Origin of the sequence: Nostoc sp. CENA543 (genome assembly GCF_002896875.1) — a bacterium.
Lineage (GTDB): Bacteria > Cyanobacteriota > Cyanobacteriia > Cyanobacteriales > Nostocaceae > Trichormus.
Map to the genome: position 1 here is coordinate 2,161,220 of NZ_CP023278.1, position 12,244 is coordinate 2,173,463.

Consider the following 12,244-nt stretch of genomic DNA (forward strand, 5'->3'; position numbering starts at 1 on the left):
GGAAATTTATGACAGTATGTAAAGTGTCACTGACTAAATGTTGATTTTTCTCTGGAAAAAGATATTCTGGGATTAAGTGCAAGGAGTGATACCACTTCACCTGATAAACATGAAACAAGTGAATGGGTATAAATCCATACAAAAACGCTTAGAACTTTACTTGTCTAAGCGTTTTTGTGTATTAAAAACTAAAGGTGGTACGGATAGTACCGACGAAGATATCGTTGTTACGAGAGATATGTCCAGGGTCGGTAACTAGAAAGAAGCCTGGTGTAATGGAGATGTTATCGTTAACTAAATAACGGTAAAAAACTTCGTAGTGGGTGGAATTACCAGCATCTACATTTGCCACTGCAATGCCGTTATTTAATTTGAGGGGTTGACCGTAGATGAAGCCCAATATGTCGCCTTTTCTACCAAAGGGGTCATATACACCTAGAGTTGCGGTGTAGGTACTACTAAGAATGACTGCATCTGACGTGAGGGAATCTGTAACAGCGATACCACCCCAAGCACCAAGGACTAATTGATTGGTGAGTTGCCACTTCATACTGGCGTTGAGTGCATGAATTTGTGATGGTTCGTTGATGCCGCCGGATGTATCCGCGTTACTACTGCCTGTGCCTGTATCTAATTGTGCGTTACTGGAGTAGCCATTGACATAGGCTAGACCTGTAATTAATGAAGGGGTGGGTTTATATAGTAACTGCACACCCAAAGCACTGTGGTCTGCACCGAATAAACCTCGACTGCTGTCGTTACTATTTCTGGTTCCGTAGGCAAATTGTAAGCGCAATTGGTCGGATACTAACCAGTCAAAACCTAAACCTGCATCAAGACTACCGATTTTGAAGATGGAAGTTGAACCACCAAATAGGGAAATCGCACCTTGTCCTGCGTCTGCGTAGGGTGAGTTGACGCTGAGAACACTACTTAAACTAAAGCCGACGGGTTTGAAGGTGAAAACGACGCGATCGCCTAATCCCGCAACGCGATATTCTAGAGAATCTAGCCTGACTTGATTGTCATAATCTGCTTGCCAAGCTAATCTTGCCATGTTGGTATTAAATGCGTCGGGATTGCCGAAACTATCATTGGCTGCATTTCCACTAGCTAAGACTAGGCGAAATCTGTCTTTACCTGTAAAGGATGAGGCTAATTGTATTTGACTCAGATAGGTAAAAATTGGTTTAGCTTCTCCTTTTCCTGGAGGATCACCACCAAAACCCCCAGCTAATCCAAAGATGGCTTGTCCTCCTAATTTGACGGTGGTGGAAAATTGTTGTGCGGCAATGCTGTCTGTACGTGCTTCTAATTTATCGATTCTGATTCTTAAGGTCTGTAATTCAGCAGCAAATTCTTCTATTAATTTTTGCAGTGTTTCTAAATCTTGTTGTCTAATTTTATCGCTGACTCCAGCCGTGATTAATTCATCAATTTTAGTTAATACAGCATTTAGTCCGGCGGCGAATTCGTAGCGAGTCATGGCACGATTGCCTTTAAATGTGCCGTCGGGATAGCCTGATATGACACCATATCTTTCTACTAAAGATTGTAAAGCAACAAAAGCCCAATCATTAGGTTGGACATCAGATAATTGTGATACGGATGTTACTCTATCTGTATTTTCAGGCAGTTGTTTTTGTAAGTCTACATCTGAGATATTGGTAGTTTGGTCGGTAAAGTCTTCAACAATTTCAGGATTATTTACTTGAAATTCTTCAGCTAATGCAGGTTTATTGATACTCAAAAATACTGCTCCTGAAAGCAGTAATAAACATCTTTTATTAAACATCGATTCTCACACCTGATAAGAGAGTTATGGCTAAAAAAATATACTATCACTGCGTTAGCAGGGGGCAGGGGGCAGGGGGCAGGGAGAAAATATAAATCTTTCTTTTTCCTTTTGCCTTTTGCCTTTTGCCTTCTTTTTAGCGATCGCGTGCTATTCCAGTCGTCAAACTTCCTCTGTAGGGAATGTTGTTTTGTGGTTCTTCTCCGTTTACACCAAAAACATCAATTTGGGTAATTTGACCATTAGAATTAATCACTGAACCACTAGCATTATTACCACTTAATCCGGCATTATTAGACACACCTGTATTCCCATCGATGGTGATAGTTCTCTGGTCAAAATCTACGTTAATATTTCTAGGAGAATTAGGATTATTGTCAGGAATAAATATTGCGGTGTTGTTGGATGTTTTATAAAATGTCCCAGTGACGACATTGGGGTTAATAATTCTTACGGAAACACCAGGACGAGGATTTAAATCTCCTTCTGTACCGTTCAGTGCGTCGGCGAGAAATGTTCTAGTAAATCCTCTAAATCTTTGAGCTTGATTTTTGAGTGCGGCTAAGGTTTCTCTTCTTACTGCTTTGAGGGTTTCTTGTACTGGTGTTGATTCTTGCGCGACTAAATTTTCTTGTCCTGGCCCTAACCCAGAAGTTAACGAAACTGTTTTATAGAAAGCTTGTAAATCAAATTCTTGGGGATTACCAACTATCCCATTTCTCACAGCTACAGTTTGACCACCTTTCAAAGCGACTGTTTTCTTCTCTTTTTGATCAGATATTTTAATATCTCCATCTGTTAGAGCAAAAACTTGTGTTGTATTGCGTTCTTTGTTATGTATCACCATAACTGCACTAGCTTTTTGTGCTGGTGTATATAAATCGTTATCTTGGCTAATTTTCAAGTTTTTATTACTAGCAACAAGACGGTTTGGGTTTTGGGCTAATGCTGGTTTTGGTGCGATAATATTAATCTTAGTTTCTGGTGTTTCTAAGGCAGTTCCTACACTTCCTGGTGGACTTAATATGAGTGCTGTACCATCATCTAATTTAAATATCATTTCATTCAAAGCAATCAGATTACGCAGTTTAAACCGCCGTAATCCAGGCTCAAAACGAAATACACTACTTTGGTCTACCCTAATTAAAGATTGATCATTAAAAAATAATTGGGCTTCTGAACTTGCTCCTGTTTTAACTGCATCTTTAGGAACGATGACATCTTTCAGTTCTGCACGCCTGTGTGTTTGATTGTGCAGGATGAGTTCAACAATTTTAATAACTTTATAAACTTCTGCGCGAGTCAGTGGTTTATCTGTTTGGGCTAAACCTGGGTTTATCCAACTGTAGGTGAGTAATGCACTGAGAATTAATGTTTGATGTAATGACCAATTTCGCCACTTCATCTTCTTTTACCTTGAATGATTGTTAAATATACTGATGCTGACTATAGTTTAGACTACATAGATTTTCACAAACTTTCCTCAATCTTTATATTACGTTTAATTAAATTGGAAAATTGGGGCAGAACTAGTGACCAATTCGCAATGGACTAACGTCCCGCTAAGTTGGTGCAGTCTCTCGTAGAGAAGACAGCAATTAATCAATCCTGACTTGGCATGGGTTTTTGGGTTTGGGTCTGTACCAGAATTTGAGTAAATTGGTATAAGGACTAATGACTAATGACTATTGACTAATGACTAATGACTAATGACTAATGACTAATGACTATTGACTAATGACTAATGACTATTGACTAATGACTATTAACTATTGACTACCTAAATAAAAACCCCTGGGTGTTCCAGGGGTCAGGGTTTCGCTGAGATAAGTAATGGTTACTACAATTTATCTAGAAGTAATTCCTGATTCAGCCGCAAAAATTTTCCGTCATTTTTCGATTTCCCAGCAAAATAGATACCCCATAGTTCTACACCCCTTTCAATAACAGCTGCACAGCTTTTTCGATATCGGTTTCCTTCATCAAAGATTCTCCGACGATGACTGCATTAGCACCTGCTTGCTTGACTAGTGATAGGTCAGCGTGGGTGTATAGTCCTGATTCTACGACTATGATGATACCCCAGTCTTGTAATTGCGATCGCCTTTGAGCAAGTATGTTTTGAGTGGTACTCAAATCAATGGAGAAGTCTGCGAGGCTTTGGTTGTTAATACTGATGATGCGGACATCTTCTAGCTTCAGCACTCTATCTAGTTCTACTAAGGTATGTACTTCTACTACAGCATTCATTCCCAAATAGTGAATGATGCGTAAAAAGTCCTGTATTTCCCTATCTGTGAGGATGGAAGCCATCAGCAAGATTGCGTCTGCACCGGCGGCGCGTGCTAAATAAATTTGGCAGGGATCAATGACAAATTCTTTACATAGTAAGGGTAATGTAATGCGTTTGCGAAGGATGCGTAAAATTTCAAAGCTGCCATGAAAAAAGCATCTGTCGGTAATTACGGAAATACAAGCTGCACCACCTCTTTCATAGGCTTGGGCGATCGCGATAGGATCAAAGTCAGTACGGATGATTCCACGTCTGGGTGAGGCTTTTTGAATTTCTGCAATCAGGCTGGGTTTATGGAGATTTTGTTGTAAAGCAGTGCAGAAGTCTCGGACGGTTGGCGCAGCTGTTAACTGGCGTTGTAGGGATGCTAAAGACATTTGTTGGTGTAGCTGAGATACTTCTTGCTTTTTCTGCCAAACAATCTCTCTGAGCATTGGTTGTAAACTGGTGATGTTAACGGCACTAACTGGGTACATTTTCCAAATTTAAAATAGCAGAACTCTGACGAACTAGGTTAATTTTGGATTTTAGATTTTAGATTTTAGATTGACCCCGACCACTCCTTAGATGTGGTACTTGGATAATTTGGATTGACTGTTTTCTCTGCGAGAGGCTACGCCATCGTACAGGAAATGAACAAAAAAACATCAATCCAAAATCCAAAATTTAAAATCTAAAATTCGGAGGTTTTTCTCCTTACATCCTGTCATTAAACATAGTGTTCTATATCCACTACCCTTTGATTTGGCATCCAGCTTGATTGCAGACGAAAAATTTCTTGATTCTCTGATGTTTGGGTGTTTACTTTTTTGTTTAAACAGTTGTTTTTCAGCAATCGGATATAAGTGCGATATGGCATATATTCCATAGGATTATAGCCGAAGAACCGTAGCAGTAAAACGCAAGCCCAGGAGTACTTTCCAGCAATAATGGCTTTGATAATCTGTTCTATTTGTTCGTTATTTATTTTTTTGACATTCTGTGAATGACAACTGGTGTTTTGTTGATACATATTTTTCCCTGATGATGATTCAGTCTTGATTGCAAGACTTTTTTAAAAGATGGTCAGATAAAGTGCTGTTAGATACCTGTATATCTTTGTTGTGTATAAGATATACAGAATTGAATCTTTATAAAATTGCTGAACTTGGTTTTGTTGATAGTTTGATGCACACCATAGTTTTATTTAACCCATCCAATTGTTTTGGAAATTACATTATGGAATTGTCAAATACTATGGACTTTTTATGGTAGATGCTTATTCCCGCTACTTCGGTTATTTGCTGCTTTTATGTGAAGAATTGTCTTATTGGCTGCATACAACCTGTGGTTTGATGATGATGTTAGCTGACTTTTTGTGATTTTAAGTAGATGGATAAAGGGTATTTTTCACTGCTGGTCAGCATTCCTGTCTATCATTTAGTGTAGTGTTCATTTTTTCCTCAGTGAGTCGGGGAGATATATAGAATATCTCCAAAGGTTAGATGAGAACTTGAATTGCAAATCATAGGATGATTTGTGTGGTATGTGGAACGGAGTATAGCGTTTTAACATACCTTACCGGAGAGTTTGCTTGAGAGCTTCCTGATTTAGCTTGTTTCCCTATCTCAATCACTATCTCAACTCAAAAATTTTGACACTACAGCACAGGTGAATCAGCAAATTGCTGCAAATAGTTCTTGAAAATAGGAGTGGATTTCACTATTTAGTATTTTTATCTGCTGAATAAATATCTATCTAGCTAACTCAACTCCTAAAAATGAACCGTTTTGCAGAAGCAGCTTCTTTGCTAAGATTACTCAATCTTGTGCAGTAGATATATGATTATTATTTTGCTAGATATATCTTTTTTTTCGTTTTTGGATTACCGTTAATTTTTGTCTCTAATGGAGGGTAAATATTGGCGGCAAGCAATTATACCATTATTTATAACAAGAAAATAAACTTATGTTTTGAATATCAGTAAAAAAATATAACTGAGATTGAATATCTTGAATATTTTGTGGTTGTCAGTTCTATTTATTTAGCAATTCATTACTGTTTTTTTAAGGCTAAATTTTTCTCAATTTTAATTATCAATATTTTATGTATAGCAAAATACATTTTGGCTTAATATTTTCTATTGCTTAAGATAGATGACTCAGCTTAACTCAACTATATAGCCTCAAAAATGTACTTCTCACGGCAGATGACTGGGTGTATTCTTATGTAGTTTAATCTCTGTGAAGAAGAAATTAACATTATTTTGTATCTTCTAAAACTCATCTATGATTGGTGAGATTGCCATTTTTTGTGATTCGGAAACACACAGAGGTGCTTATCTTTATTATTTGAAATAATATGCTAAATTTATTTTCAGATTTGTTGACTGTCTCTTGAAAAGAGGGAAAATAAAACTGATTAGCAAACAATCATAATCAATAAATTTAAATTTAAAAATACAAATGGTTTTGCCATATATATTTCAAGCATCATTAAACTTTGGTAAAGATATTAAGATTTTTGTGTCATATAAATGACAAGATTGACATATTGGATATACATTTTATTTGTGATATATCTCTTTAAAGATAATTATTTTTTCTTTGTTATCAAAACTTTAGTAGATTTTAGTGATTTGTTACCGAACACAACTATTGGTGATGAAAAAATGATACAAGAATCATCGATAACAATCCTTGTAATTGAAGATGAAACTGATACTCGCAATCTGTTTTTAAATATTTTAGAGTCGGAAGGTTTTGAAACAATTGGTGCTGAAAACGGTGCTGAGGGAATTAAGCAAGCACAAAAACATTTACCAGACCTAATTATTTGTGACATTATCATGCCCGACATGGACGGATATGATGTTTTAAACAATCTGCGTCAAGATCCTGTAACAGCCATTATTCCCTTTATTTTTCTGACTGGTAGTGATGATAAGGCAGCTATCCGTAAGGGAATGGAATTAGGTGCTGACGACTATATTACCAAACCCTCGACGATAGAAGAGTTACTAAGAGCGATCGCAGTGCGTTTAGAAAAGCAAGCTTTATTTAAATACTTGTATGCGGGTAAATCTCAGCTAAATCCTGAGTCTCTGGTGCTTGAGCCTGAGTTTGTATTCCCACATTGGTCACAAGTTAAGGTTGTGAAGCAGTTGTCAAGGGGATTTGAGAAGGTGGTTGAAAGAAAAATTCAGGTGAACCACGTTGTTTCTCAGGGAAGGGGGCAACGATTAGCTTCATGTTCGGTTTTCGCTGTCGTTTAACAATACCTAAATCTTGATTGTCAGGAGATGCAAAATATTTGATAGGGTCAGTTGCCTTACCGTTTTGATGAGCAACATAAAAATGATATAAACCGCGATAAATCATCTCTAAAGAAATGGAATCAAAAGGTAAAGAAAGTTCGTCGGCTACTGCATCACCTAAATCGACCAACACAGCATAAAATAACCAAGTACCCCAAATCTGCAATTGAACACCGTTCATTGAACCAGTCCATAAATAACTTAAACCTAAAAGTCGCTTTACAGTATTAAAAGCATCTTCAATTCTCCATCTTCGGCGATACAAATCAGCCACAACATAGGGTGGTAGAACTGTAGGGTCAAGCACACTCGTTAAATAAGAATGCCATGTCTTGCCTGAACGAATTTCAACTAGACGTAGAGTAACAAAGGGAGTCTTCTTTGTGCCAGAACCAATACGTATCAGACGGTCACGTAAAGAGAAGCTATCTGTAAACACTTGCTGGACATAAATTGCTGCTCCCTTTTTTAACCGGGTTATGAAGTTCACATTCTGAGCAATTAGTTGTAGCCAGAAATTAAAGTGGTAAAATCCTCTATCTAATAAAAGCAGAGTCTTGGGAGTAACTAAATTTAAAATATCTGCTTCAAACTTTGTATCAGCAGTTCTAGGATTCTCACAAAACCATATTTCTACAGGTAGCAGATTTTTTAAATCTATGACTGTGCCAATTTTTCCGGCTAATTTACCTTGAGGTGCGTCTTTTAAGCTCTCAAGTTTCTGAAACAATGCTTCCAAGATTGAACAGTCTACTATCCATATCTTTTCAAATTTCGTCAAAGTAAATTGAACACTTTGAGGAATTTTACGTTGAGTTCTTCTTTGCCAAGAAGCTTGTAAATGTGGCAATAAATCTTTAAATACTTTCTCAAATAATTGAGCCGGAAAAGTTAAAAACCGTTGAGATATTGCTTGCTGGCTAACCTCAAGGGGTCTACACCACAAAAACCCTTCCCTTGATAACATCCTTGTCAGTTCCGTGACTCCTGCAACATCACGCCAGAGTAGAGTTAGCACCGCCGCCACCATTAATGGTAAGTTGAGAATCCTATCTCTTAATCCCAGTTGCCGATAGTAATTTTCTTGGGATGTAATGGCTGGTGTTAATAATGCCGACAGATGCGATGCTATTACTTCGTCTTCCACCATCGGCCGTTGCTTCTTTTTGGCATGATCTCGATTGATTTTACGGCTGCTACTCACGGTTTTTACAATCGCTCAATTACTTGTCTTAACTGAGTTTCACATAATTTTTTCTGTTAGGAAATCCTACTTTCAAACCTGCTGATAATGATAATCAAATATTGGGGTGGGGAAGGAGGGCAGCGACGCTGCCCTCCTTCCCCTTACACCCGATTATCATTCTTATGCAGCAATATTTATGTACAAGGATGTATTGACGAAATTCACTTATTTCTAACTTGTGGCAAATGTTAGCCGGTAGGGGCGGGTTCTTTGAGAAATTTACACTTTCAAACACATATTTTGGTTAAACCCGCCCGTGAATTAGTCATTAGTCGTTTTTTCTTTGGTGAAGCTTTGGAATAGTAGTTGTATTCCTAGAGCGAGTAAACCAATGGCTACTATAGTAAATACTCCAGATCCCAAGGCGACGATACCCACCACCAGGGTACGAACGGCGGAGGTAATTTTGATGACTAGTTGGTTATCAGAAGTGATAGGTTTTTGAGCGAAGGTTGTAGCGATCGCAATCATGAGAGAATATGAGCCATATCCCATCACTCCAGAAATAATTGACCCTGTAAGACAGCGTAACGGACTAGCTGTAACTTGTGTGTTTGTATCTGTGGTTGGTGTCGTGTTTTGTTCTGTCATAAGTTAGTTATTAGTCAATGGTCAATAGTCAATAGTCAATAGTCATTAGTCATTAGTCATTAGTCATTAGTCAATAGTCAATAGTCAATAGTCATTAGTCAATAGTCAATAGTCATTACTCATTACTCAGCACTCAAGCCACCTGAATTCCCTGTGCAATTGTGCGCGTCACGAATAATTCTAAATCTTCGTCGGGAATTGCTTCTCTAATTTGTAACTTAACTTGTTCTGCTTCCGCTTGAGATGCACAGATAGCAAAGACTGAAGGGCCAGAACCAGACATCATTGTTCCGATAACACCGGCTTGAGCTGCAAATAGTTCTCGTAGTTGTGTAACTTGGGGATAGGCGGGTAAGACTACACGCTCTAAATCATTGTGCAGTTGTTGAGATATTTCTGTGGCATTTTTATCTAAGATAGCTTTAACCATTGCACTGGAATGAACGGCGGCGGCTCGTGCTGCTAAGTCGTTGGTATCTTTGAGATAGCTACTACCATACTCTTGACGATAGGTTTTATATGCCCAAGCTGTGGATACTTCGAGACTACGATATTTAGCTAATACTATATATATATGATCTAAACTCGGCAGGGGTGCAAGTTGTTCTCCTCTTCCTGTGGCGATGACTGTCCCACCTGCAATGCAAAATGGGATATCTGAGCCGAGTGTCGCACCAAGTTCTTCAAGTTCTGATTGAGTTAGTCCTAAGTTCCAAAGTAAATCTATTCCAACTAGAACTGCTGCTGCATTGGTTGAACCTCCAGCCAAGCCGGCTGCTACTGGTATGTACTTGTGGAGGGTGATATCAACTCCACCGTATTTAGCGAAGGCTTCGGGAAATTTTTTCGCCATGAGTTCGGCGGCGCGATATACAAGATTACTTTTATCTGTTGGGACTTGGGGATGGTTGCAATGTACTTGAATAGTTTCACTGCTAATAGATTTTATTTCAATTTTGTCGGCGAGGTCGATACTCTGCATGATCATGACTAATTCATGATAACCATCTGGTCTGTCGCCGATGATTTCTAAATACAAGTTGATTTTGGCGGGAGCAATTAAAGTGTAACTACGCATGATCAATTCAAAATTCAAAATTCAAAATTAAAGAGTGGGGACTACTTTTGGGTTTCCCAGTCAACTATCAACAAGTTGGCTAATTCTACCCATTGCTGTGTGCTGATGTCTTCAGCTCTGGCTTGGGGGTTTATATTTAATTGTTCCAGTAATTGACCCAGGCGATCGCGATCAATAACAGATTGCAGGTTATTTCTTAGCATTTTGCGTTTTGCACCAAAGCCTAACTTAACTAAGTTCTCCAATTTTTTGGGGTCGTTAGCTGGTGTTTCTATTTGTCGGGGACGCAACCTAACAACGGCGGAATCTACTTTTGGTGGTGGATAAAATGCGCTGGCGGGGACATGACAAATTAACTCACACTCAGCTAAATATTGAACTCTCACTGATAATGCGCCAAAGGTTTTTGAGCCGGCTTTAGCATATAATCTTTCCGCGACTTCCTTCTGAATTAGTAACACGATTGACTCAAAAGGTGTGGGGTTAGGATTGGCGATTGTACCTAAGAGTTTTTCAATAATTGGCCCGGTAATATTGTAGGGGATATTCGCCACAACTTTATTTTGATTTTGAAAGTTGGGAAATGCTGTTAAGTTGGTGGCTAAATCTAATGTGAGAAAGTCGCCTTGCAGTAGGAGAAAGTGGTCTTTATTCCCTAATTGTTTCACTAATAATTTACACAAATCGCGGTCGATTTCGACAGCTAATAAAGACTGTACTAAAGGTAGTAAACGACGGGTGAGAATACCTGTACCGGGGCCGATTTCTAGGATGCGGTCATTTGTACTACAATCAGCCGCCTTGACGATCGCATCCAATACCTTATCACTTTTGAGCCAATGTTGAGCAAAAATCTTGCGCGGTCGAACCATTATTTTTCCTTGCTATATCTAAATCTTAGCCTTTGATCAAAAACTCATTTCTTAATTTTTGCTTACTTTTGAATGTAAAATTTTACTACAAATATTCACTTTATTAATGACATAAGTAACTTATTGTGATATTGAGAGTAGGTGAATTATATCCTGATGAGGACATAAAAACTATTGTCTAATGAAGATGGCGATCGCTGCCACACAATCAGTCATCATTCTCCCAATCTTCAAACTGTAACCTATTAATTCGACTAAATTCACGGATATTGTGCGTCACTAAAATTAAATTATGGTTGCAGCTATTGCAAATCATAAGGCTCGGTAGGTGTCCCTAACATTGCCAACTCAGCACGAATTCCACCGGAAACGTTAGCGGCTACATCATTAAAAGGTAGAGAAATAAATCGGTTCAGAAAAGCTAATTGTAAAGCCAAAGAACGTTGGGGATTTTTGCTTTTACCTGCACCATAAAAAAGTTCAGCTTTCACAACTGAACAAACAGCAACATCCTGTGGGGTCACATTCTGGAGTTAAAGATACATTCATAGGTTTATGAGCAAGGGTATTTTTCCATTATTGTAAATAATCACCTCATCACAGCGATCGCCCTTCCTCTCCCTCTTTGCGTCTCTGCGCCTTTGCGTGAGAAAATCCTATACATAATTACTATGCAAAAATACTAAAAAAATGACAGACACATCCTCAGACAGCATTTGGATAGTCACCGACGAAGCACCGCAAATTACCGTTACCGAAGGTACTAAAGGTATAACTGGTAATACCCGCAGTTGGCGAGAAGAAACCACAGAAACCACCAAAAGCGTAGGCGATGCAGTCAAAGTCAGCACCCAGAAATTAGAACAAGAAATGGCACACTTCCTAGAAGTAGTCGGACGCTTGTTTAGTCGTGCAGAACAGCAAGCCAAAACGAACAACGGAATGCAGCTAGACGAAATCGAGTTATCCGTAGAAATTAGTGCTGAAGGTGAAGTTAAACTAATCGGTAACGGTGCCAAAGCAGGCGGAAAAGGCGCGATTAAGCTAGTATTTAGGCGACAAGAACCAAAATAG

Annotated in this window: 10 protein-coding genes and 1 pseudogene; 2 read left to right on the forward strand and 9 right to left on the reverse strand. The window is 38.5% G+C overall.

Features of this window, described 5'->3' with window-relative positions:
• Positions 1-181: 181 nt before the first annotated feature.
• The 4 genes from CLI64_RS09010 to CLI64_RS09025 all read right to left on the reverse strand — a co-directional run bounded on the left by CLI64_RS09010 (position 182) and on the right by CLI64_RS09025 (position 5,100).
• Positions 182-1,795, reverse strand: coding sequence for an iron uptake porin (locus CLI64_RS09010; RefSeq protein WP_103136901.1), 1,614 nt, complete (start codon positions 1,793-1,795; stop codon positions 182-184).
• 136 nt (positions 1,796-1,931) lie between these two features.
• Complete coding sequence (locus CLI64_RS09015) at positions 1,932-3,200, reverse strand: hypothetical protein (RefSeq protein ID WP_103136902.1); 1,269 nt, start codon at positions 3,198-3,200, stop codon at positions 1,932-1,934.
• A 524-nt stretch (positions 3,201-3,724) separates the two neighbouring features.
• Complete coding sequence (gene trpC / locus CLI64_RS09020) at positions 3,725-4,564, reverse strand: indole-3-glycerol phosphate synthase TrpC (RefSeq protein WP_103136903.1); 840 nt, start codon at positions 4,562-4,564, stop codon at positions 3,725-3,727.
• A gap of 233 nt (positions 4,565-4,797) precedes the next feature.
• Entirely contained in the window at positions 4,798-5,100 is a 303-nt protein-coding gene (locus CLI64_RS09025; RefSeq protein WP_103136904.1) for a HetP family heterocyst commitment protein, read from the reverse strand.
• Positions 5,101-6,738: 1,638 nt separating this feature from the next.
• On the opposite strand from CLI64_RS09025, the pseudogene CLI64_RS09030 reads away from it, so the two are divergent.
• Positions 6,739-7,224 (forward strand): annotated as a pseudogene (locus CLI64_RS09030) (PleD family two-component system response regulator); the annotation flags it as partial.
• On the opposite strand, the gene CLI64_RS09035 reads toward CLI64_RS09030, so the two are convergent.
• The 5 genes from CLI64_RS09035 to CLI64_RS09055 form a co-directional block, all read right to left on the reverse strand.
• Positions 7,214-8,533 (reverse strand): IS4 family transposase, encoded by a 1,320-nt coding sequence (locus tag CLI64_RS09035; protein WP_103136905.1) that lies wholly within the window; start codon positions 8,531-8,533, stop codon positions 7,214-7,216. The pseudogene CLI64_RS09030 and the gene CLI64_RS09035 overlap by 11 nt on opposite strands.
• Positions 8,534-8,890: 357 nt before the next feature.
• Positions 8,891-9,220 (reverse strand): DUF3082 domain-containing protein, encoded by a 330-nt coding sequence (locus tag CLI64_RS09040; protein ID WP_103136906.1) that lies wholly within the window; start codon positions 9,218-9,220, stop codon positions 8,891-8,893.
• Positions 9,221-9,353: 133 nt separating this feature from the next.
• Positions 9,354-10,298 carry a 4-(cytidine 5'-diphospho)-2-C-methyl-D-erythritol kinase gene (gene ispE / locus CLI64_RS09045; protein ID WP_103140652.1) on the reverse strand — a complete coding sequence of 315 codons (945 nt, stop codon included), beginning with the start codon at positions 10,296-10,298 and terminating at the stop codon, positions 9,354-9,356.
• A gap of 41 nt (positions 10,299-10,339) precedes the next feature.
• On the reverse strand, positions 10,340-11,170 hold the full coding sequence (gene rsmA, locus CLI64_RS09050; protein WP_103136907.1) for a 16S rRNA (adenine(1518)-N(6)/adenine(1519)-N(6))-dimethyltransferase RsmA: 831 nt from the start codon (positions 11,168-11,170) through the stop codon (positions 10,340-10,342).
• Between the two features lie 302 nt (positions 11,171-11,472).
• A complete protein-coding gene (locus CLI64_RS09055; protein WP_225977545.1) occupies positions 11,473-11,661 on the reverse strand; it encodes a type II toxin-antitoxin system VapC family toxin in 189 nt (62 codons plus the stop codon).
• 199 nt (positions 11,662-11,860) lie between these two features.
• On the opposite strand from CLI64_RS09055, the gene CLI64_RS09060 reads away from it, so the two are divergent.
• Positions 11,861-12,244, forward strand: coding sequence for a hypothetical protein (locus CLI64_RS09060; RefSeq protein WP_103136909.1), 384 nt, complete (start codon positions 11,861-11,863; stop codon positions 12,242-12,244).